18 protein-coding genes are annotated in these 22,252 nt (G+C 51.5%); 13 read left to right on the top strand and 5 right to left on the bottom strand.

Annotated elements, in window-relative coordinates; all coding sequences use genetic code 11:
- Positions 1-32 precede the first annotated feature (32 nt).
- The gene (locus tag ACO2Q8_RS17495; protein WP_423346137.1) at positions 33-227 is read right to left on the bottom strand and encodes a hypothetical protein; all 195 of its coding nucleotides are present in this window, start codon (positions 225-227) and stop codon (positions 33-35) included.
- A gap of 593 nt (positions 228-820) precedes the next feature.
- Between ACO2Q8_RS17495 and ACO2Q8_RS17500 the strand changes: the two genes are divergently transcribed.
- The gene (locus ACO2Q8_RS17500) at positions 821-3,514 is read left to right on the top strand and encodes an MGH1-like glycoside hydrolase domain-containing protein (RefSeq protein WP_423346138.1); all 2,694 of its coding nucleotides are present in this window, start codon (positions 821-823) and stop codon (positions 3,512-3,514) included.
- A gap of 56 nt (positions 3,515-3,570) precedes the next feature.
- On the opposite strand, the gene ACO2Q8_RS17505 is transcribed toward ACO2Q8_RS17500, so the two are convergent.
- Positions 3,571-3,960, bottom strand: coding sequence for a hypothetical protein (locus ACO2Q8_RS17505; RefSeq protein WP_423346139.1), 390 nt, complete (start codon positions 3,958-3,960; stop codon positions 3,571-3,573).
- Positions 3,961-4,313: 353 nt separating this feature from the next.
- Between ACO2Q8_RS17505 and ACO2Q8_RS17510 the strand changes: the two genes are divergently transcribed.
- Together ACO2Q8_RS17510 and ACO2Q8_RS17515 are read left to right on the top strand one after the other, a co-directional pair.
- Complete coding sequence (locus tag ACO2Q8_RS17510; RefSeq protein ID WP_423346140.1) at positions 4,314-6,350, top strand: tetratricopeptide repeat protein; 2,037 nt, start codon at positions 4,314-4,316, stop codon at positions 6,348-6,350.
- Between the two features lie 181 nt (positions 6,351-6,531).
- Entirely contained in the window at positions 6,532-6,966 is a 435-nt protein-coding gene (locus ACO2Q8_RS17515) for a DoxX family protein (RefSeq protein ID WP_423346141.1), read from the top strand.
- A gap of 67 nt (positions 6,967-7,033) precedes the next feature.
- On the opposite strand, the gene ACO2Q8_RS17520 is transcribed toward ACO2Q8_RS17515, so the two are convergent.
- On the bottom strand, positions 7,034-7,966 hold the full coding sequence (locus ACO2Q8_RS17520) for an AraC family transcriptional regulator N-terminal domain-containing protein (protein ID WP_423346142.1): 933 nt from the start codon (positions 7,964-7,966) through the stop codon (positions 7,034-7,036).
- 185 nt (positions 7,967-8,151) lie between these two features.
- On the opposite strand from ACO2Q8_RS17520, the gene ACO2Q8_RS17525 reads away from it, so the two are divergent.
- The 8 genes from ACO2Q8_RS17525 (at position 8,152) to ACO2Q8_RS17560 (ending at position 14,967) form a co-directional block, all read left to right on the top strand.
- Positions 8,152-9,690: an aldehyde dehydrogenase family protein gene (locus ACO2Q8_RS17525; RefSeq protein WP_423346143.1), complete on the top strand. Its 1,539-nt coding sequence runs from the start codon at positions 8,152-8,154 to the stop codon at positions 9,688-9,690.
- Positions 9,691-9,812: 122 nt separating this feature from the next.
- A complete protein-coding gene (locus ACO2Q8_RS17530) occupies positions 9,813-10,196 on the top strand; it encodes a DUF779 domain-containing protein (protein WP_423346144.1) in 384 nt (127 codons plus the stop codon).
- A 211-nt stretch (positions 10,197-10,407) separates the two neighbouring features.
- On the top strand, positions 10,408-11,283 hold the full coding sequence (locus ACO2Q8_RS17535) for a cell division protein FtsX (RefSeq protein WP_423346145.1): 876 nt from the start codon (positions 10,408-10,410) through the stop codon (positions 11,281-11,283).
- A gap of 51 nt (positions 11,284-11,334) precedes the next feature.
- Positions 11,335-11,538 (top strand): DUF3098 domain-containing protein, encoded by a 204-nt coding sequence (locus ACO2Q8_RS17540; RefSeq protein ID WP_423346146.1) that lies wholly within the window; start codon positions 11,335-11,337, stop codon positions 11,536-11,538.
- Positions 11,535-12,311, top strand: coding sequence for an undecaprenyl-diphosphate phosphatase (locus ACO2Q8_RS17545; RefSeq protein WP_423346147.1), 777 nt, complete (start codon positions 11,535-11,537; stop codon positions 12,309-12,311). Before ACO2Q8_RS17540 ends, ACO2Q8_RS17545 begins: the two co-directional genes overlap by 4 nt.
- A gap of 140 nt (positions 12,312-12,451) precedes the next feature.
- On the top strand, positions 12,452-13,138 hold the full coding sequence (truB, locus tag ACO2Q8_RS17550; protein WP_423346148.1) for a tRNA pseudouridine(55) synthase TruB: 687 nt from the start codon (positions 12,452-12,454) through the stop codon (positions 13,136-13,138).
- A complete protein-coding gene (locus tag ACO2Q8_RS17555) occupies positions 13,135-14,079 on the top strand; it encodes a bifunctional riboflavin kinase/FAD synthetase (protein WP_423346149.1) in 945 nt (314 codons plus the stop codon). The genes truB and ACO2Q8_RS17555 overlap by 4 nt, the downstream gene beginning before the upstream one ends.
- A gap of 93 nt (positions 14,080-14,172) precedes the next feature.
- Positions 14,173-14,967: a sterol desaturase family protein gene (locus ACO2Q8_RS17560; RefSeq protein WP_423346150.1), complete on the top strand. Its 795-nt coding sequence runs from the start codon at positions 14,173-14,175 to the stop codon at positions 14,965-14,967.
- A gap of 89 nt (positions 14,968-15,056) precedes the next feature.
- On the opposite strand, the gene pheA is transcribed toward ACO2Q8_RS17560, so the two are convergent.
- A complete protein-coding gene (pheA, locus tag ACO2Q8_RS17565) occupies positions 15,057-16,136 on the bottom strand; it encodes a prephenate dehydratase (RefSeq protein WP_423346151.1) in 1,080 nt (359 codons plus the stop codon).
- A 99-nt stretch (positions 16,137-16,235) separates the two neighbouring features.
- Complete coding sequence (locus ACO2Q8_RS17570) at positions 16,236-18,125, bottom strand: DNA topoisomerase IV subunit B (protein ID WP_423346152.1); 1,890 nt, start codon at positions 18,123-18,125, stop codon at positions 16,236-16,238.
- A 320-nt stretch (positions 18,126-18,445) separates the two neighbouring features.
- Between ACO2Q8_RS17570 and ACO2Q8_RS17575 the strand changes: the two genes are divergently transcribed.
- Together ACO2Q8_RS17575 and ACO2Q8_RS17580 are read left to right on the top strand one after the other, a co-directional pair.
- Positions 18,446-20,995 (top strand): SLBB domain-containing protein, encoded by a 2,550-nt coding sequence (locus ACO2Q8_RS17575; protein WP_423346153.1) that lies wholly within the window; start codon positions 18,446-18,448, stop codon positions 20,993-20,995.
- A 22-nt stretch (positions 20,996-21,017) separates the two neighbouring features.
- Positions 21,018-22,145, top strand: coding sequence for a hypothetical protein (locus ACO2Q8_RS17580; RefSeq protein WP_423346154.1), 1,128 nt, complete (start codon positions 21,018-21,020; stop codon positions 22,143-22,145).
- Positions 22,146-22,252: the final 107 nt, after the last annotated feature.

Consider the following 22,252-nt stretch of genomic DNA (forward strand, 5'->3'; position numbering starts at 1 on the left):
TCCCTTCCCGGTTTTGATTTGAAAACCAGGAATTAAACCGGAATTCCGACCAGCGTAATGATCAGGCCCGTCCAGGTATAATTCGGTTTGCAAATAATGAGCAAAATACAGAATGCCAGGCCCATCAGGATGTAAAGAGCAGGCATGATGGGATAACCAGTGGCTCTGTATACCCGGGGCGCATCGGGCAATCGCTGGCGTTGGGTGAATGGTTTTATAAAAGACAAAAGTAGCAGGGCTTCTGGTAGATAATTGTGCGGTTTTTAATCAATAATTGACAAATTTTACTCCCTTATTCGTCCGTCAATCCCAGATACCACTTTTCGTTAGAAGCGGAGTTAAGACCCAGCCACGACCAGGAAAGAGCGGCTTCACTGAATACAATTAACAACGTTTCCCGATGTTGCTTTACTAAAGGCCGCAAACCACACCGGAATTGTACTCCCGGTTATTGAAGAATCCCGATCAGGTCTCTGACGGACAACAGTTTTCAGGTGATCGCCCGCTTTTTTCGTGACAAGACCGAATACGAACATTTATTCACGTCCGGCTACTATGGCTTGATATGTGTACCACTGATAATCCGGAAGTCGTCCGTCACCTTTGAGTTGTCTGATAAAAACAGCTATTACACCGGTTTTAGTAACCCCATAAACCGGATTAACTGATTTTCAGGAGCCTGAATATGAAAAATAATACCACCGAATGACACCATGTATGTAACTGAACACTAATTTAAGGCGATCAATGACTTCGGGGTCGTTCAGACGTCTAATTGTGTACAGAAAGTTTTGACGTAACACCGTACCGGAAGCCTAACATGGAATACAGCCTCAAGATGGAAAACAACATCGAACGCGAACGTATTTATTCCCGCGCCGACAACAAAGGCTGGAAAAAGTGGGGACCCTACCTATCAGAACGCTCCTGGGGCACTGTTCGCGAAGATTACAGCGTTCATGGCAATGCCTGGGGGTTCATCACACACGACATGGCCCGCTCCCGCGCCTACCGTTGGGGAGAAGACGGGATCGGCGGCCTGTCCGACAACAAAGGGCACGTTTGCTTTGCCCTCGCTTTTTGGAACCACCAGGACAGCATCATCAAGGAGCGGCTTTTTGGCCTGACCGGCCCGGAAGGCAACCACGGCGAAGATGTCAAGGAACTCTACTACTACCTTGACAGTACGCCGACGCACTCCTATATGAAAATGCTGTATAAGTACCCGCAGCAGCCATTTCCCTACAATCGCCTGGTGGAAGAAGGGCGCAACCGAAACCGGCTGCAACCGGAGTTTGAACTGGTCGATACCGGTATTTTTGAAACCAACCAATACTTCGACATTTTCATCGAATACGCCAAGAATGACGAAAACGACATTCTGATCAAGATTACGGCGCATAACCGCCATACCAAAGCTGCTCCGCTGACCTTGTTACCTACGCTGTGGTTTCGCAACACCTGGTCGTGGGGCTACGAACAATATGCTTACAAACCGATCCTGAACGGTATTGCTACCACCCAGATCGCCGTGGATCACAAGCTGTTGGGCAAATTCAAACTCTACTGCGAAGACGCCGACGAGTTGCTATTTTGTGAAAACGAAACAAATACGGAACGTCTGTACGGTATTCCGAACGAATCCCTGTTCTGTAAAGACGGGATCAACAATTACATCATTACCGGCGACAAAAAGTTTGTCAATCCGAATCAGATCGGTTCCAAGGCAGCAGCCCGGTACACCCGGACGGTGGCCGGGGGCGATTCGGTGACGATCCGGTTGCGGTTTAGCCAGGATACGCACAACGCCCAGCCCTTTGCGGATTTCGACCAAATTTTCAGCCAGCGGCTGCGCGAAGCCGATGCGTTTTACGACCAGTTGCAAGGCAATGTCACCGATCCGGAACTGCGCATTATTCAGCGGCAAGCCTACGCCGGAATGCTCTGGAATAAGCAGTTTTACTACTACAACGTGAACGAGTGGCTGAAAGGTGATCCTAAAATGCCGACGCCTTTCCACGGCCGGGCCTACCAGCGTAACTCGGGTTGGCGGCACATGTACACGGCCAACATCCTGTCGATGCCCGACAAATGGGAATATCCGTGGTTTGCAGCCTGGGACCTGGCCTTTCATACCCTGACGCTGGCCCGGCTTGACCCGCACTTTGCCAAACGCCAACTGGCGGTTATTCTGCGCGAATACTACATGCATCCGAACGGCCAGATTCCCGCCTATGAGTGGAATTTCGGGGATGTCAATCCGCCGGTTCACGCCTGGGCGACCTGGAAAGTGTACGAGATCGACCGGGACATGAACGGTTCGGGCGACATCAACTTTCTGGAGCGGGTGTTTCATAAACTGCTGCTGAACTTTACCTGGTGGGTAAACCGTAAGGATGTCAACGGCAACAGCATTTTCGGCGGGGGCTTCCTCGGTCTGGATAACATCGGGGTGTTCGACCGCAGCCAGCCGCTGCCAATGGGCGGGCACATCGAGCAGGCCGACGGCACGGGCTGGATGGCGATGTACACGCTGAACATGCTCCGGATTGCCTGCGAAATCTCGCTGACCCGGCCTTCGTACCAGGACATGGCTTCCAAGTTTTTCGAGCACTTCCTGCACATTGCAGCCGCCATGAAAAACCTCGGCGGTCAGGGTATCAGTCTCTGGGATGAAGACGATCAGTTCTACTACGATGTACTGCATACGGCTGATAATCAGAGCATGTTGTTAAAAATCCGCTCGATGGTGGGGCTGATTCCGTTGTTTGCAGTCGAGATTCTGGACGATGCCTTGCTGGAGAAACTGCCGGATTTCAAACGCCGGGTCGAGTGGGTACTGACCAACCGACCGGACCTGGCCTCGCTGATCTCGCGCTGGCACGAACCGGGCAAAGGTGCTACCCACCTGCTCTCATTGCTACGGGGGCACCGGATGAAGATGCTGCTCAAACGGATGTTCGACGAAACCGAGTTTTTGTCGGATTACGGCATCCGGGCTTTGTCGAAGTACCATGGTGAACACCCCTACCAATTTCATGTAAACGGGGAAATTTTCTCGGTCAAATACGTGCCGAATGAGTCGGAGACAAGTTTATTCGGCGGCAATTCCAACTGGCGGGGACCGATCTGGTTTCCGGTCAATTACCTGATTATCGACTCATTGCTGAAATTTTACAATTATTACGGCGATGATTTCGAAATAGAGTATCCGACCAACTCCGGGCAGGTCATGAGCATCAAGGAAGCGACGGTTTTGGTGGCCGAACGACTGGTGAATATCTTCCGGCGCAACGAAAGTGACAGCATTCCGGCCTACAACGGCTATCAGAAATACCAGGATGACCCGCATTTTAAAGATTTGCACCTGTTTTTCGAGTACTTCCACGGCGACAACGGCAGCGGATTGGGAGCTAACCACCAGACCGGTTGGACGGGACTAGTGGCCGACCTGATCGAGTTTCTGTACCAACACCGAATGCAGCATGAGCCGCTGCACGCGAAGGTGCTTTAACTTTAGAATGGGCGAAAACCGGGGCTTACCCGGTTTTCGTTTTTTATCTTTGGTTTTCACTCAGAACATTCATACTGCCGAAGAAACGCAGGGGTTGTAATTAACAAGCTGGTGTTTCCTTCAAAAGACGCTATTTTATTTTCTTTATAATAACACCCATCCAGTCCCGTCGTAATGTCGCCGGGGGCAACCACCAGGGCCGTCCCCTGGTTAGGAGTTACATCGCCGGTAACCCTGGCAATTTCTGCAAATAAAGTAAAACCGGCCGGACAGCCGTCCAAAAGAGCCTGTACTTCCGAACAGGTATCGGGTTGATGATCCTGAACCGTGCACCCCCATTCCGTACTGATCAGCAGCAGGAAACAAAAGGTTAACCCGGTTTTGTAAACTGTGGAATTTTGCATGACAGTAAGTGATTGAACGTTAAGGGAAAAGTAGAAAAACATTTCATTACTTAGTGAAGATACTTAATTAAAAAATATAATTTTACAGGCATATTATTATCTTTATCTCACTCCGATCGTCATTTCCACTGTTCAAATCGAGAAGTCGTTGTAAACGATAACTATTCTATTTTAGTCCGCCGATAACTCACTTTATTTCGCCCATCAACTCACTTTTTTGGCGCATCGACTTAAAACTACTACCTTCACCTGCCCTCTCTTAACTACCGTCACGAATGCCCTGGTTGTTGTGCAAGGTTGTACTGCTGTTGTACTGTGTCGTTTTTCTACCGATAACCGCACAATCTTTTGGATTCATTGCTGACAGACAGCCCGATACCGATTCCATTCCGCGTTTGAATAATACCGCCCTCAAACTGGCCCGCAATAAAAACTACGCCGGAGCGCTGCAATTGCTGAAACGGGCGGCTGCCGGTCGTGCTTCCGATACATTGCTTTACAACCAGGCAATCGTTTTGAGCCAGTTGAAACGGTATGAAGAAGCCGGTCAGCTCCTGCAACAGATTCCGACGTTTGCGCACGCTCAGGCCAATCAGGGGATTTTCGTTTGCATGAGTGGGGATGTTAAAATGGGCCTGACACTGCTGGAAAGCACCTCGAGCGGAAAAGGCGCGGATAAAATTGCTTTCAACCGGGCGGTGGCCCACCTCCACGCCGGTCAGTACGAGGACGCCCAACGGGCGGCTTCCGATGCGGTTCGTATACGGGCCGGCGAACCCATCTACCGGCTGGTAAAAGCCGACGCCCTGCTCGGTCTGGCGAATTACCGCGAAGCCCTCAACCTTTATGAGTCGCTCGACAAAGCTCCCGAACTGGTCAATCTGTTGCCGGTGCGGAAAGGCAACGCGCTGCTGGGCCTGAAACGGTATGAAGAAGCAGCCGAGACCTTCACCAACTACCTGCTCTCCGGCGACCGGAGCAACCAGGCTTCGGCCCGGTTTGGGCTCGCTAACGCGTTTTATGGCCAGAGAGAGTTTACTAAGGCCGTCGCCGAATTTCGCCGGGCGGTTCAGTTTCGGCCTCAATGGGTCGAAGCCCGCACCGGTTTAGGCAACGCCCTGTGCAGCATCCGCGACTACCGTTCGGCGCGGATCGAATACGAAGCGGCTCTGGCGCTTGAGCCCGAAAACCCGCACATCCACCTCGGTCTGGGGGTTGTGAGCCACCGGCAGGGATTGCACGAACAGGCGCTGGAACATTTCTCGCAAGCCCCCGACCTGTTCAATGAAAAAGACAAGGACCTGGCCGACTGCTATTTAAGCCTGGGCCTGACCCGACTTGAACTGAATCAACTCGACCAGGCGCTGGAACAGCTAAACGTGGCCATGCGGCTCAACAAAGACCATCCGGCGGCTTATGCCGGAGCCAGTGAAGTGTACCGGAAAAAAGACAGCTATCGCTACACACTGGCTTATCTGGAAAAGGCGATCCGGCTGTCCCCGCAAAATGATAAGATGCTGACCAACAAAGGAAACATGTATCTAAAATCGGGCAACATGGATGAAGCGTACGACAATTTTTCGTGGGCGTTGCACCATAACCCCCAGAGCATCAATGCGCTGAATGGCTTGTCGATTTCGTTGTTGGAAAAAGACCGGATCGAGCAGGCGGAGGATGTGCTGGACAGCCTGATTAACCGGGGCCATCACAAAGCTTTTCTGCATAACAACCGGGGCATTGTCCGTTCTTACCTCGCCCTCAAATACGAAAAACAAAAGGACCTGCACAACGCAAAGCAGTATTATTACCGTTCTATCCGCGATTATGAACGCTCCCGCGACCTCGATTCGACCCATAAAACCTATTACAACAACCTGGGAAATGTTTATAAAAACACGGCGGAGTACGATAAGGCAGTCAAGAGTTACCTGGGCCACCTCGACCGCAGCGCCATCAACAACCTGGGAGTTCTGTACGCCCGCAACGGCAAAGGTGACTTCGGACGACATTACCTGAACATTGCGCTCACCCTTGACTCCGCCAGCCTGGTGTATCAGTTCAACCGGTACAAAATCTTCAAGGAGTTTTTCAAGGATTCACTGGCCAAACGGCCCGATATTTTGCTGGCCCAGAATCTGATGCCGACCAACTCCATCAGTTCGAAATATAGCAAAGACGGTTACATCAATATTTACCTGTACGATTACGACTTCGAACGCTACGAGTTTCCCGGCGATCACTTTTTCCCGATTCAGCAGGACAAACCGACGCCCCCAGATTTCCGTCCGCTGAATGATTTGCTGGCAATGGAAATCCTGAAAAATCCGGCTTCTGCCCACGCTCCGCAATCCATCCGGGTCACGACCAAACGCATGCCCAAACCCCGGCGCTCCCGGCTGGCGGGCAGTACGAAGTGTCCGAAGATTATTTAAAGAGCAAGAGAGTGAAAGAGCAAAAGAGTGAAAGAGCGAAAAGCTCCGCTGGACGTATCTGCCTGGCGGAGCCTTTCGCTCTTTCACTCTTTTGCTCTTTCACTCTTTCGTTCAGTAACCTCTTGCTTTTATCCAGTAATTTTCAGTAACTTAGGTCTGGTTATACTAAACTACCTGAGTCATGAATGTGCTACAACGTGTTGAACACTGGGGCGATACACATCACCCCGCCTGGATTGACGCACTTCGCATTATGCTGGGAATCATTCTGTTCCTCAAAGGAGTTAGTTTCATTGGCGACACCGAACATCTGTACTCGCTCGTAGGCGGCAAAGCATTCGGTCTGACACCGGTTTTTCTGGTTCATTACGTAGCCTTTGCCCATATCGTGGGCGGGTTGTTGATCGCAGTCGGCTGCCTGACGCGGCTGGCCGTGTTGCTTCAGTTACCGATTCTGGTCGGGGCGGTTTTTTTCGTGAACATCCGCCAGGGATTTTCCGCGCTAAACTCCGAACTCTGGCTGTCGATTGTTGTTCTGGCCCTGATGCTGCTGTTTCTGGTCGTTGGCTCCGGCAAGTTCTCCGCCGACGAATACATGCGCCAGCATGATCATTGATGAAAAAGAAGTTTAGAGTTTATGGTGAGCCGGTTGCTATAAACCATAAACTCTAAACTACTTACAACTAAGCACTGACCTGCTGCTTGTACTGACGAGGGCTGATGCGCTCGATGGAGCGGAACGCGTTGCTGAAATGCGTCAGGCTGTTAAAACCGGATTCGTAGCAGGCGTCAGTGATCGACTTGGCGGGGTTGCTCAGGATTTGCTTCGCCAGCCGGATGCGTTCCTGCAAAATGAACTGAATCGGCGACATCCCCAACTCATTTTTGAACAACCGGAAAAAATGCGATTTGGACAGACACGCCTGGTTCGACAATTCATCGATCGCCAGGGTCTTCGTCAGATTATTCCGAATATACTCCACGACATACGACAGCCGGTGCGAACTCATGTGCTTCCGAGCCTGATCGACCAGCACGCGCCGGGCCTGCGTCTGCATGAGTCGGACAATCAGTTCCTGGAGCGAGTTGTGGATGAAGAACGGCTTCATCCGGTTGTTCTCCCGGTACAACCGGATAATTTTGTCAATTAACGCACTGATCTCAAAACCGTTCTGGAAATGGTAGTTATTCGTATCCATCTCCCACTGATCGCCGGGTTCGGTGCGGGGAAACTCTTCGTTTAAATACGTGACCGTCTGTTGAATAAACTCCTCGGAAATCGTCAGCGCAATGCAGCGCGTCGGCGTTTGTGGGCTCGCTTCCGGAAAGTCGATTTTCATCGGTTTGTTCGCTGGTAACACCAGCGATTCGCCGGGCAGGTACTCAAACGGTTTCAGATCGTCGATGTGCATCACCTTTTTGCCCGTCAGCATACTGGTCAAAACCGGGGCATTGAACGCCAGTTCGACCAGTTGTGCCCGCTGAAAGGTTTCGTACAGATTCAGTTCGGCTACCTCGTGACTCAGCGTCAGCTTGTTCTCCACAAGCGCATCCAGCCGACCACCCCAGGCCAGCAGTCCCTCCTCTTTCCGTTGCGAATTTCTTCCCGTTGTCATAGGTCTTCGGTTACAATCGGTTGCTGATGAATTGCTGAAACCCTTACAACCTCCTCTTTTCCTTTAACGCACAAAGAGACAATAGCGTAAGTTTTTGAGAGGATAGCGAAATTTTTCTTGCACGATTTCGGCAAAATTTGTCACAATTCAAATCCAAACGATCACTTTAATCGATTCTTAAACGCATGGAAACCTTGGAAGCACCCGTAGCTACTCGCTCGGCTACTCAACTTGAACGGCCCCAGTTTAAAAGTCAGTACGAAAACTTCATCGGCGGAAAATGGGTAGCCCCTGTTGGCGGTGAGTATTTTGAAAACAAATCTCCCGTCGACGACAGCCTGATTGCCCGCGTGCCGCGCTCGAAAGCCGCCGATATTGAACTGGCACTGGATGCAGCCCACAAAGCCTTTCCGGGCTGGTCGCGGAGTTCGGCCACCGAACGCAGCAATCTGCTGATCAAGATTGCCGACGTGATCGAGAAAAACCTGGAATTTCTGGCGCGGGTCGAAACCGTCGAAAACGGGAAAGCCGTCCGCGAAACGATGGCCGCCGACCTGCCGCTGGTGGTCGACCATTTCCGGTATTTTGCCGGGGTCATCCGGGCCGAAGAAGGCTCAGTGGCCGAACTGGATGCCGATACGGTTTCAATGATTATTAAAGAACCCATCGGCGTCGTGGGCCAGATTATTCCCTGGAACTTCCCGCTCCTAATGGCGACCTGGAAGCTGGCTCCGGCGCTGGCGGCTGGCTGTTGCGTGGTGCTGAAACCGGCTGAGCAAACCCCAACCTCGATTCTGGTGCTGATGGAACTGATTCAGGATCTGATTCCGGCCGGTGTCGTCAATATCGTCAACGGGTTTGGCCCCGAAGCCGGAAAACCGCTGGCCCAGTCGAAGCGCGTGGCCAAAGTGGCCTTTACGGGCGAAACCACCACAGGGCGGCTGATTATGCAGTATGCGTCGGAAAACCTCATTCCGGTGACAATGGAGTTGGGCGGTAAATCACCGAACATCTTCCTGCCGTCGATCATGGAGGCCGACGATGAATTTTTCGACAAGTGCATCGAAGGGGCCGTCATGTTTGCCCTCAACCAGGGCGAAATCTGTACGTGTCCATCGCGGCTGCTCGTTCATGAAAGCATTTACGACGGTTTTATGGAACGGGTCGTTGAACGCACGAAAGCGATCAAACTCGGCCATCCGCTCGACACCGAAACCATGATGGGTGCGCAGGCGTCGAACGACCAGTTCGAAAAAATTCTATCGTACATTGATATTGGGAAGCAGGAAGGTGCCGAAATCCTGACCGGCGGTGGACCGGCCCGGCTGAACAACGGCCTGGAAAACGGCTACTACATCGAACCGACCATTTTCCGGGGGCACAACAAGATGCGAATTTTCCAGGAAGAAATCTTCGGTCCGGTAGTGTCGGTCACGACGTATAAGAACGTGGACGAAGCCATCGAGATGGCGAACGATACACTCTACGGCCTGGGTGCCGGGGTCTGGACGCGCGACGCCCACGAACTGTACCGGGTGCCACGGGCTATTCAGGCCGGTCGGGTGTGGGTCAACTGCTACCACCACTATCCGGCCCATGCCTCGTTTGGTGGGTACAAAAAGTCGGGCTTTGGGCGGGAAAACCACCTGTCGATGCTCAACCACTACCGCCAGTCGAAAAACCTGCTGATCTCGTACAGCAAGAATAAACTGGGATTCTTTTAATTAATTGTGAATGAGCGATTGAGTGAATGAGTGAATGGCCTCGCCAATTAGTTAATCACTGCGAAGCCATTCACTCAATCGCTCATTCACTCATTCACTCATTCACTCATTCAAAAGTAGCTATGAGCGTTACCCGCGTTGACGTTACCGAGGCTGCGAAAATGATCATCAACAAACTGCGAGCGGAACACGGTGATCTGATGTTCCACCAGAGCGGAGGATGCTGTGATGGTTCGTCGCCGATGTGCTTTGCCCAAGGCGATTTCCGGATCGGCTCCTCCGATGTCTGGCTCGGGCAGGTCGACGGTTGCGATTTTTACATGTCCGAAGACCAGTTTGAATACTGGAAACATACGCACCTGACCGTGGATGTAACGCCCGGGCGGGGGGCGAGCTTTTCGCTCGAAATACCGCTCGGCATTCGGTTTATCATTCGTTCGCGGCTGTTCGAAGACGACGAGCTGAACCAGTTACCGCCCGTCCGGGTTGGTGAAGAAGAAATGTAACCGTACCCACGGACTTTAGTCCGTGATTTTAGGGCTGGCTTATTAGGTAGCTGACTCCACAATCACGGACTAAAGTCCGTGGGTACGAAATCTTAATTTTTCCTAAATCTCCCCTTTCCAGACTGCCAAAGGAGTTGGCGTTTGGGCAAAATCCGTATTTTTGTGCCGAACGTCGGAAGGACGGATCAAAATTGCCCGACAACTGTTTTATATGGCAAAGAAGAAAGTGGGTGCGTATCCGAGCGGGATGATTCTTTTCAGCCTCACCTCGGCTTTGTTTCTGATTGGGTTTTGCGGAATGCTGGTGCTTCAATCCAAGAAGCTGGTTCGGTACATTCGGGAGAATAACGAAGTCCGGGTTTTTCTCGACAAAGACCTGGACGCCGGTAAGCTCGAAAAGCTGCACGCCGAAGTGATCAAAAAACCGTATGTGCTCTACAACGACATGACACCCCAGGTCACGTTTGTTAGCAAAGACCAGGCTGCCAAAGAATTCATTGCTGAAACCAAAGAGAACTTCTCCAACTTTCTGAACGAAAACCCGCTCCGCGACAGCTACCGCATCAAATTGCAGGAAGATTACTTCGAAGAAGCCCGACTTCAGGAAGTTAAAGCTGATCTGGAGAGCGTCAATGGGGTTTTTGAGGTTATTTACCAGGAAAACATTGTCGATGAAATCAACAAGAACATCACGAAAATCTACATCATCATGTCGGTTTTTGCGGTGATCATGCTGGTGATTATCATTGTGTTAATGAACAACACGATCCGGCTGGCACTCTACTCTCAACGCCTGCTGATCCGGAGTATGCAACTGGTGGGAGCCACCAACGGTTTCATCCAGCTTCCGTTTCTCCGGCGGGGTATGACGCAGGGCCTTATCAGCGGCCTGGTTGCCGCCGGCCTTTTGTTTGTTCTCCTGCAGGTAGCGCTAAAAAATATCGATGGGCTGGCTACCTTGCAGGAACCCGAAAAAACCGGTATTCTGTTAGGGTCGATTATTGTGCTGGGTATCATTATCGGTCTAATCAGCACCTTCCAGGCGGTTCATCGCTATCTGCGGTTATCCCTGGATGACTTGTATTAACCTTCAATCGAATCAGAGAAATCAGTTTAATCTGTGTAATCATAGTCAACCATGAGTAAATTACCTTTCGGACGCGCCAACTACACCCTGATGATTATCGGCGTGGTGATCATTCTGCTGGGCTTCATTGTGATGAGCCTCGACACCGAGGAGTTTGGTTTTGGCATCCTGGGTCTGACCATCGGCCCCCTGATTGTGATGGGAGGTTTTGTTCTTGAATTTTTCGCCATTCTGCGCCGACCGACGAATCAATGAGTCTTTTTCACGCAATTATTTTGGCCATCATCGAAGGGCTGACGGAGTTTTTGCCGGTCTCATCGACGGGGCACATGATCATTTACTCGTCGCTGGTCGGCATTAGTGAGTCAGAATTCACCAAGCTGTTTACGGTCAACATTCAATTTGGTTGCATCATTTCGGTCCTGGTGCTTTACCGACGCCGGTTTTTACAGACTACGGATTTTTATTTGAAGCTGTTTGTGGCCTTTCTGCCAGCCGCCGTCATCGGTTTCCTGCTCAACGATTTCATCGACTCCCTGCTCGAAAACGTCACCGTGGTAGCCATCACGCTGCTCCTGGGCGGTATTCTGCTGATTTACATCGACCGGATTTTCAAGCAGATCCCGCGCGATTTCGATGTTACGTTCCCCGAAGCCCTCAAAATTGGGTTCTTTCAGTGCATTGCCATGATTCCGGGCGTTTCGCGCTCAGCCGCGACCATCATCGGCGGAATGGCCCAGGGATTGACGCGCAAACAGGCCGCCGAATTTTCGTTCTTTCTGGCCGTACCGACGATGGCAGCCGCGTCAGGCTATAAGCTTCTGAAAACCTACAAAACCATCCAGCCCGACGACATTCAGATTCTCCTGATCGGCAACCTCGTCGCGTTTGTGGTCGGGCTGCTGGCCATTCGCGGCTTTGTCGGCTTTCTGACCAAATACGGTTTTAAAGTCTTCGGCTACTACCGCATCGCTCTCGGCCTGCTCCTGCTGGGCCTGATGGCGGCTGGAGTAAAACTGACAATCTGAACCCGGATTACGCGGATTTGAGGATTAACTGGAATTTGCTGCCGCAATCTTTTATATCCTGTTAATCCTCAAATCCGCGTAATCCGGGTTCAAGACGGTTAATCCTTTAATCCGTATAATCCCGGTTCAAGACGGTTTCTATGGACGGCCAACTCATCCTCATTGACAAACCACTGACCTGGACCTCGTTCGACGTGGTCAAGAAGCTGAAATACGCCTGTAAGTTCAAGAAGATCGGTCATGCCGGGACGCTGGACCCGCTGGCAACCGGTCTTTTGATCCTCTGCACAGGCAAGATGACCAAGCAGATCGACAGTTACCAGGCGCAGGAAAAAGAATACACCGGTACCTTGGTGCTGGGCAAAACCACCCCTTCGGTCGATCTGGAAACCGGATTTGATGCCGAGTTTGCGGTGGATACCCTTACACCGGACGCGATTCAGGCTGCGGTTTCTCAATTGACGGGAGTCATTGACCAGATTCCGCCGATTTACTCCGCCGTTCGGGTCAATGGCGAACGTCTTTACGAACGCGCCCGCCGGGGCGAAACCGCCGACAATGTGGACGGCGGAATTAAATCCCGCACGATTACGGTTTCTGCTTTTGAAGTCGATCTGGAGCGATTTCCCGAAATTGATTTCCGGATTGTTTGCTCAAAAGGGACATACATCCGTAGCTTAGTGCGCGATTTGGGATTGCTTTTGCAAAACGGAGCGTATTTGAAAACGCTCCGCCGGACGCGAATCGGTGATTTTCGGATCGAAGATGCCGACTCGGTCGACGGTTTTATCCGCAAATGCCGTCCTATTGAGTCATTACCTGCATGAAGATTTACCACGGAATCGATACCTTTCAACCCCTCCCCCACGCCGTTGTCACCAGCGGTACGTTCGATGGGGTTCACCTCGGTCATCAGAAAATTTTAAACCGACTGACCGAAATTGCCCGCCGGGGCGATGCCCCAAACCAGGCTGGCGAAACCGTCGTTTTGACCTTCTGGCCCCACCCGCGTACGGTTGTTTCCAACGACAGCCAGGGGCTGAAACTCCTCTCAACCCTGGAAGAAAAAACCGGGTTGCTCGAAGCGGCCGGGGTCGATCACCTGGTCGTGATTCCCTTCACGCGCTCGTTCTCCGAATTGTCGTCGGCCGAGTTCATTCAACAAATTCTGGTCGATAAAATCGGCACGAAGAAGCTCGTCATTGGTTATGATCACCATTTCGGGCGAAACCGGGAAGGCAGTTTTGAGTACCTCCAGCAGCACGCCCCCGAATACGGTTTTGAAATCGAGGAAATTCCGCGTCAGGATGTTGAAGATGTGGGCGTCAGTTCGTCCAAGATCCGGGCGGCCCTGCTAGAAGGTGATCTGGAAACCGCTACCAAGTTTCTCGGACGCCCCTACAGCCTGAGCGGCACCATCGTAAAAGGCCAGCAACTGGGCCGTACCATCGGTTTTCCGACGGCCAACATCCAGGTCGACGATCCGGTCAAGCTCATTCCCGCCAACGGGATTTACGCGACGGAAGTGATTTACAAGGGTGAGCGGCTCGGAGGGGCCATGAGCATCGGCACCCGGCCCACCGTCGGCGGCACGCACCGCACCCAGGAAGTGTTCATTTTCGATTTCAAACAGGAAATCTACGGCGAACACCTGACCGTGCGGTTTATCGAATACCTCCGCCCGGAACTGAAATTCGACGGGCTGGCCGCGATGGTCGACCAGATGCAACTGGACGTGGAGCGTTCGCGGGAGATTCTGGGTCTGTAATGTTACAACATCAACGCACACTTATCGACCGGTCAATCAGGGCATTTCCTTTTTTGCTAATTTGGCCCACCGACTAAAACCGCGCTGACTGGCATGACGAAATACCTCCTGCCCATTTTCCTGGTGTGCATTGCCATTGAACTCATCTGGAAATACCGCACCCGGCGAACCATTTCTGCGAAAGATTACACCCACAACGGGATTCTGTTTGTTCTGAACAACGTCGTCGGTTTTCTGACCAAAACGCTCGTACTGGGGTCGTATTTCTGGGTCTATCAGTTCCGGCTTTTCGATCTGGGCCACGCCTGGTGGGTGTGGGTGCTGGCGTTTCTGGCCGACGATCTGAGTTATTACCTCCTGCATCTGGCTTCGCACAAATTCCGGTTTTTCTGGGCTTCCCACGTCGTCCATCATTCGTCCACCGAATTCAACCTGTCGACCAATCTACGCCAGAGCTTCACCGGAAACCTGACCGGAACATTCCTGTTCTGGGCCTGGATTCCGCTGCTGGGCATCGACCCGATGATTCTGCTGGTGATGCACACCATCCGCTTCGTTCACCAGTTCTGGATTCATACCGAAGCCATCGACAAGTTCTGGAAACCGGTTGAGTACGTGCTGATGACGCCTTCGCACCACCGCGTTCATCACTACCGACGCTCCGAATGCCACGACAAAAACCTTGGTGGGGTACTCATCATCTGGGACCGGCTGTTCGGGACGTTTCTGGAGGAAACCGAGCGGTATGAATACGGCGTCGATCATCCACACGCCAACAGCAACATTTTCTCCATCGTCTTTCACGAATGGCAGGGGCTGCTCAACGACTTCCGGATGCGGGTCTGGAAGAAAACAAGCGGGCGATTAGTCAATAAGTCGGAAGCCTGATTGGTTAATTTCAAATGTAAAATGATAAAGTAGAGAAACAACGCCACTTTATCATTTTACATTCATCATTTTACATTTGAAATTTAAGATTATATTCCCAGCGTCTTCACATAGCTTCCCAGCCACTTCACATCGGCGGCATGGTGTTGCAGGATTTCCTGCACACCGGGGTCATGCAGGTGGCCTTCAAACTCGATCAGGAACCAATACCGGAAGGTGGCTCCTTCGCGCAGGGGGCGGCTTTCGATCTTGGTCAGGCTGATGTTGCGGGCGTCGAACTCCTGGAGGAAATTGGCCAGCACCCCCGGTTTGTTGGTATTGGGCAAGCGGGCTACAATCGTCGTTTTGTCGTGGCCGCTCTTTTGGTTGACAAAATCTTTTGCCAAAACTAAAAACCGGGTCCGGTTCAGGTCGGTATCTTCAATGTTATCAAACAAAACCGGCACGCCGAACAGTTTGGAAGCGATATTGGAGCAAATTGCGGCTGCTCGGGGCTGCTGTGATGCCAGTTTAGCTGCTTTTGAAGTAGATTCAACCGGAACGAGTTCGGCAGGCAGGCCGTCGAAATAATCACGCAGAAACTTACTGCACTGCCCGAAGGCAATGTCTTTCGAATAAATATGCGTAATCTCGCTCAGGACATCGGTTTGCGTGGCAAACGTAAAATGCACCGGTATCTGGGCTTCAGCCGCAATCACCAGATCCTTTTCGTACAGTAAATCAATGGTTTCGTTCACCACGCCTTCCTGGTTGTTCTCAATTGGCACGACGCCGAACCGGCTCCGACCGGTTTCGACACTCTCAAAAACCGACCGGATGGTTGGCAAAGCGATGTATTCGCTCATAGCGCCAAACCGACTCTCGGCGGCCTGGTGGGTAAAGCTGCCCTCCGGTCCCAGAAAGGACACCCGCTCCGGCATTTCCAGATTTCGAGAAACCGCAAAGATTTCGAGGTAAATGGCGTCAATAGCTGCGGGCGTCATCAGGCCCTTGTTCAACTGATGCAGCCGGTCCAGAATCTGCTTTTCGCGTTCGGGCCGATAAATAACGGACTTATTTGATTTTTTAAGCTCACCAACCTGCCGGACCACTTCCATTCGTTGGTTGAGCAGTTGTAATAATTGATCGTCGATGGCGTCGATCTGCGTACGGAGGGATTCTAACGTCACTTTTTAAGGAGTTATGAGTTATGAGTTATGAGTTATGAGTTGCGCTGCCTCAATGGAATTGAATGCGTCAGCCAACTCTTAACTCTTCACTCTTAACTCTTAATTCAAAACCAGGGCTACTTCTTCCAGATCCTTCTCGATCCGGAGGTTGTCGATGATGAAGCGTTGGCGGTCGGGCGTGTTTTTGCCCATGTAATAACTGAGCAGTTTCGGGATGGAGGTTTCCTTTTCCATGATCACCGGTTCGAGCCGCATGTTTTCACCGATAAACAGACCGAACTCCTCCGGCGAGATCTCACCCAATCCTTTAAAGCGGGTAATCTCCACTTTTTTACCCCCTTTTGTCAATTTATCGATGGCCCGCTGCTTTTCTTCTTCCGAATAGCAATAAATCGTTTCCTTGTGATTTTTCGGATTTCGAACCCGGAACAAGGGTGTTTCCAGGATATACAGGTGACCGTTCCGAACCAGATCCGGAAAATACTGCAGGAAAAACGTCATCATCAGCAACCGGATGTGCATCCCATCCACGTCGGCATCGGTGGCAATCACGATGCGGTTGTAGCGTAGTCCGTCCAGCCCGTCTTCAATGTCGAGAGCGTGTTGCAGGAGGTTAAATTCTTCGTTTTCGTACACGACCTTCTTCGTCAGGCCGAAGCAGTTCAGCGGTTTTCCGCGTAGACTGAAAACCGCCTGCGTCGACACATTCCGGGATTTTGTGATGGACCCGCTGGCCGAATCTCCCTCGGTGATGAACAACGTTGTGTTGTACCGGTCCTCCGCCTTACTATCCGGCAGGTGAACCCGGCAGTCGCGCAGTTTTTTGTTGTGGAGGTTCGCTTTCTTGGCCCGTTCATTCGCCAGTTTTTTAATCCCGGCCAGTTCTTTCCGCTCCCGTTCCGACTGTTCAATCCGTTTCTTGAGTGCTTCCCGGGTCTCAGTGTGCATGTGCAAGAAGTCATCGAGTTGGTTTTTCACAAAATCCACCACAAATGACCGCACCGAGGGACTATTTTCGTCCGGCGCCATGTTGATCGATCCCAGTTTGGTTTTCGTCTGCGATTCGAAAACCGGCTCCTGCACCCGGACACTGATGGCGCCGATAATCGAAGCCCGAATGTCGGCGGCATCATATTCTTTCTTGTAGTATTCACGAACGGTTTTTACGATGGCTTCGCGCAAAGCTGCCAGGTGCGTTCCGCCCTGGGTCGTATACTGGCCGTTGACAAACGAGTAGTATTCCTCACCGTACTGGTTGCCGTGCGTCAGTGCAATTTCAATATCGCTCCCTTTGAGGTGAATGATCGGGTACCGCAACGCTTCCTCGTCGGTTTTATTCCGCAACAGATCAAGCAGGCCGTTTTGGGAGACAAACTTCTGCCCGTTGAAACTAATCGTCAGACCGGCATTCAGGTAGCAGTAATTCCAGATCATGTTTTCCAGAAACTGCGGGATGAAATGGAAATTCTTGAAAACCGTATTATCCGGCTCAAAAACCACCGCCGTACCGTTGCGCTGGCTGCTCGTGCTTTCTTCCTGACGCACCAAAACACCCCGTTCAAATTCGGCCCAGACGGTTTTGCCGTCACGATACGACTGGACCCGGAAGAACGTCGAAAGCGCGTTGACAGCTTTTGTCCCGACCCCATTCAACCCGACCGATTTCTGAAAGGCCCCTGAGTCGTACTTGCCGCCGGTATTGATTTTAGAAACCACATCCACCACTTTTCCCAGCGGAATACCCCGCCCGTAATCCCGAACTTCGACGCGGTGATCCGACACTTTAATCTCAATCACCTTGCCGTTCCCCATGACGTGTTCGTCGATGCAATTGTCGATGACCTCCTTGAGCAGGACGTAAATACCGTCGTCGGCGGCCGAGCCATCGCCCAACTTTCCGATGTACATACCGGGCCGCAGCCGGATGTGTTCCCGCCAGTCAAGCGATCGAATACTGTCTTCCGTGTATTGTTGATTACTGTCTGTCATGTACTATTTGAACGAATTAATAAGTCAGCACTGGGTAAAAACAACTGTTTTTGAGCATAGCAACTGAGCAGGCCCATTTCCTGAATGTTCGCAAAATATGAAATTTTACCCTTTAAAAAGAAATTGTTTAAAAAGTAGTAAAAGTTCGTTTACTTTGTAGCGCAAAGTGCGTTATATTACAACAATACCCGATTTACTCCAGGCAGCAAACAAAAGCAAACGAGATTGATCGCCCAAGGATGGCCGTATACTTTCTTAAAAATATGCAAAAATCTCCACATTTCCATCGTTTTAGCTTAAAAATTTCCGCCTTCTCTTCGATGCAATTTATCCACAAAACCATTCTGGGTACTTTACTGGTCTGTACGAGTCTGAATGCCGTAGCTCAGGTTATCCAGGCCCCGTCAGCTCCCACAACGGCCCCCTCTACTCTACCCGCCGGTGTTCCCCGCCCCGGCCAGACGCAGGCCCCGGCCAGTCAGATTCCGGGCCAGACCGGAACCAGTCCCCGTAGTCAGCAATCCGGAGCGACCCAGCAAGGCACCCGGGGAACTACGGGCACCACGCAACAAGGCCCCGGGCAACAAGGTACCAACCAGCAGGGTCGGGGCGTAACCGGCCAAACCAGCAACAATCAGCCGGGTCAGCAAAACGCTCCGGACGGGCAAAGTGCGAATGCCACCGACGATCTCCTTTCGGACCCGGACAGCCTCCAAAGCCAGCAGGATCGGCTCCGCGAACGCGAACTGGCCGCTCAGCGCCGGAAATTATACGGGTATCAGCTTTTCAACGACCCGGCTAACCAGAGCCTTTTTCAGCCGAACCTGAACATCGCCACCCCGAAAGGGTACGTCGTCGGGCCGAACGACGAACTGAACATTAACATTTACGGGTTTTCCGAAGCTACTTATCCGACAACGGTCAATCCCGACGGATTTATTTACATTCCACGCGTCGGCCCGATTCATGTCTCGGGTTTGACCATCGAACAGGCCCGGAGCCGAATCCTGGACCGACTATCGAAAATTTATGTCGGCTTGAAAAGTGGCCCGTACGGCCCCGCCAACACCTACATGGTGGTAACGCTCGGCGATATTCGCAGCATCCGGGTTACGGTAACAGGCGAAGCCATCCGCCCCGGCACCTACACGGTATCGTCTCTTTCCACTGCACTGAACGTCATTTATCAGGCGGGCGGCCCGAATGAAATCGGATCTTTCCGGTCCGTACAGGTGATTCGGAATAACCGCGTGGTGGCCACACTGGATTTATATGATCTGCTCGTAACCGGTATTCAGCGCAACGATATTCGTTTGCAGGATAACGACAACGTCCGGTTTTCGACGTTCAAAAATCACGTCGAAATCAACGGTTCGACCCGGCGAAACAACATTTTTGAGTTGTTACCTGGCGAAACCATGAGCCGGTTGCTTGAACTGGCCGGCGGTTTTACCAGCAATGCCTACAAAGCCCGGGTCAAGGTGACCCGGTTTACCAACCGGGAACTGAAGGTAATTGATGTGGTGGAATCCGACTTTCCGACCTTTGCGCTGACCGATGGCGACCAGGTTGTGGTCGAAGCGGTTCTGGCACGCTACGAGAACCAGGTCGGTATTCAGGGGGCGGTTTTCCGGCCTGGCGTTTACTCGCTGGATCAGAACAAAACCCTGAAGCAACTGATAACCAGTGCCGAAGGATTGAAAGGAGAAGCCTTCACCGGCCGGATTCAGATTGTCCGGACCCGCGAAGATATGGCCATTGAAAACATCTCGCTGAACCTGACCAACATCATGAACGGTACTGAACCGGACATCGAACTCAAACGTGAAGACCAGGTGATTATTCCGTCGCGGTTCGAAATGGCCGAATTTGCCAATATCAGTATTGTTGGGGAAGTGATCACGCCCATTGAATCGACCCCGTATGTGGCCAATATGACGCTGGAAGACCTGATTCTGCGGGCGGGCGGATTAAAAGAATCAGCCGCAGCCGCTCAAATTGAAGTAGTCCGGCGGAAAAAAGATGTCGACATTACCTCAAAAACCGCCCAGGTGTCCGAAATTTTCCGGTTCAATGTCGACCGCGATCTGAGCATAAAGCCAACCGACAGCAAGTTTGCGTTGTTCCCGTATGATCAGGTAATTGTCCGTCGGTCACCGAATTACCAGGAACAAACGTTTGTTAATGTTGACGGGGAAGTACTGATTCCGGGAGAGTATCCGATTATTACCAAAGATCAGCGAATTTCGGACCTGGTTAAAATGGCGGGGGGGCTTTCTCCGTTTGCTTATGTAGAAGGGGCCACGCTGGTCCGGACGATTCAACTCAGTGAAGCGGAATTACAGATGCGCCAGCAAGCAATTACAGAATTGGCCGACGACAGCCCAAATGCGGTTGTGAAAGAAAATGTTGTTCAGGAAGGCAAAGAGCAACAGATTGGCATCAGCCTGCGGAAAATTCTGAACAATCCGGGATCACTCGAAGACATGATTCTGCAACCGGGCGACATTTTACGCATTCCGAAGCAACTGGAAACGGTGCGCGTGGGGGGCGAAGTGTTGTCGCCGACTACGGCTAAATACCGCCGGGGCCAATCGTTTCAGGATTATATTTCACAGGCGGGTGGTTTTACCAGCCGTTCAGCCCGCAAACGGGCCTATGTGGTTTACGCCAATGGATCAGCCGATCGGACGCGCCGGTTTGCCTTTTTCAATGTCTATCCCCGCGTTGAACCTGGCTCAGAAATTATTGTTCCTCAATCTACCAAAGGGGAACTAACGCCCTTACAAATCATTCAAAGCACCACCGGAATTGTAGGTTCAGTAATGACCTTAATCACAGCCGTATTAGCCTTCAGAGCACTTCGTTAAATTCGATCTCATTTGTGAGCTTATGGAAACCATCGATTCAAGAAATACCGGTAAAAACCAGCTCCCGCCCGATCAGATTTCGCCCAAGGAAGTGGTGAACCGGGTGGTATTGTTCAAAAACCAGTTATTGCGAAGCTGGAAACTGGTAGCTGCCTGCATAGTTGTCTGCGCGATCATCGGCTTTTTCGTCGATTTAAACCTCGACAAGCGCCCCACTTATACCGCCTGGATTACGTTCAACCTCGGCGGAGGTTCCGCATCGGGTGGTATGGGCGATCTGGGGGGCCTGGCCAGCATGTTCGGGCTGTCGGCCGGCGCTCCGGATGCCAACATCTTTACCGGGGAAAACTTTCTGTATTACGTAGTTTCCCGCCCGATCATCACGCGGTCGTTGCTGAAGGAAGTCGACACAACTTCGACCAGTCTGCTTAAGCCCATTGCCAATTCGAAGCACAAGGATCTGATGATCAACTATTATATCTGGCACAGCGGGATTCGGGATGATGAATGGGAAGAAAATGACACCTTGCGCAACTTTCGGTTTGTTCCCGGAAAAAATCCGAAGGATTTTACCCGGTTGGAAACCCAGGCGCTGGATGATGTCTTTAACCGGATCAAGGGCGAAACCAGCATTGCGCAGCTCGACCGGAAATCGTCGTTCCTGACGTTAAAAACCGGCTTGCATTTCGAACGTCTGGCCGCGATCTGGGTAAACGTACTGCTGGAAACCGTGCAGGAAGACTATACCGAGAAGCAGAATAAGAAAACCGATGAGATGTTGAAATTGATGGAATATCGGCGCGATTCATTAGCGACTGTGTTAAGTGGTAATGACGCCCGGCTGGCCCGGTATATGGATCAAAATCAACAAATTGTGGTGGCCGAAGGGCAATTGCAACAGTCGAAACTGACGCGTAACTCCACCTTTCTTCAGCAATTGTATTATGCAGCCGTACAAAGCGTAGACAACCTGAAACTCAGCCTGATCAAGGAAGCGCCGTTGTTTACGATTGTTGAACCCGTCGCGCTGCCATTGTATAAAGAATCCCACGAACCGTACGCCATGCAGGCAGGACTGGTGCTCGGGTTGATGTTAGGCATCATCATTGTCTTCCTGAAACAGACCTATCAGAGCATCATGCAAAGCTAGTTCGTTAATGAACAATGAATAGTGAACAATGAAAAGCTGACACCTGCCTGTTTGGATAACTCAGCCCTTCATCGTTCACTGTTCATTGTTCACTATTCATTGTTCAT

Origin of the sequence: Larkinella sp. VNQ87, assembly GCF_049445795.1 — a bacterium.
In the GTDB taxonomy this organism is placed as follows: Bacteria; Bacteroidota; Bacteroidia; order Cytophagales; family Spirosomataceae; genus Larkinella.

Coding starts and splice junctions, on each gene's coding strand:
- ACO2Q8_RS17505 (WP_423346139.1), bottom strand. CDS start 3,960: ATGTTTTTCTACTTTTCCCTTAACGTTCAATCACTTACTGTCATGCAA.
- ACO2Q8_RS17575 (WP_423346153.1), top strand. CDS start 18,446: ATGCAATTTATCCACAAAACCATTCTGGGTACTTTACTGGTCTGTACG.
- ACO2Q8_RS17580 (WP_423346154.1), top strand. CDS start 21,018: ATGGAAACCATCGATTCAAGAAATACCGGTAAAAACCAGCTCCCGCCC.
- ACO2Q8_RS17520 (WP_423346142.1), bottom strand. CDS start 7,966: ATGACAACGGGAAGAAATTCGCAACGGAAAGAGGAGGGACTGCTGGCC.
- ACO2Q8_RS17555 (WP_423346149.1), top strand. CDS start 13,135: ATGAAGATTTACCACGGAATCGATACCTTTCAACCCCTCCCCCACGCC.
- ACO2Q8_RS17570 (WP_423346152.1), bottom strand. CDS start 18,125: ATGACAGACAGTAATCAACAATACACGGAAGACAGTATTCGATCGCTT.
- ACO2Q8_RS17515 (WP_423346141.1), top strand. CDS start 6,532: ATGAATGTGCTACAACGTGTTGAACACTGGGGCGATACACATCACCCC.
- ACO2Q8_RS17500 (WP_423346138.1), top strand. CDS start 821: ATGGAATACAGCCTCAAGATGGAAAACAACATCGAACGCGAACGTATT.
- truB (WP_423346148.1), top strand. CDS start 12,452: ATGGACGGCCAACTCATCCTCATTGACAAACCACTGACCTGGACCTCG.
- ACO2Q8_RS17535 (WP_423346145.1), top strand. CDS start 10,408: ATGGCAAAGAAGAAAGTGGGTGCGTATCCGAGCGGGATGATTCTTTTC.
- ACO2Q8_RS17530 (WP_423346144.1), top strand. CDS start 9,813: ATGAGCGTTACCCGCGTTGACGTTACCGAGGCTGCGAAAATGATCATC.
- ACO2Q8_RS17540 (WP_423346146.1), top strand. CDS start 11,335: ATGAGTAAATTACCTTTCGGACGCGCCAACTACACCCTGATGATTATC.
- ACO2Q8_RS17560 (WP_423346150.1), top strand. CDS start 14,173: ATGACGAAATACCTCCTGCCCATTTTCCTGGTGTGCATTGCCATTGAA.
- ACO2Q8_RS17525 (WP_423346143.1), top strand. CDS start 8,152: ATGGAAACCTTGGAAGCACCCGTAGCTACTCGCTCGGCTACTCAACTT.
- ACO2Q8_RS17545 (WP_423346147.1), top strand. CDS start 11,535: ATGAGTCTTTTTCACGCAATTATTTTGGCCATCATCGAAGGGCTGACG.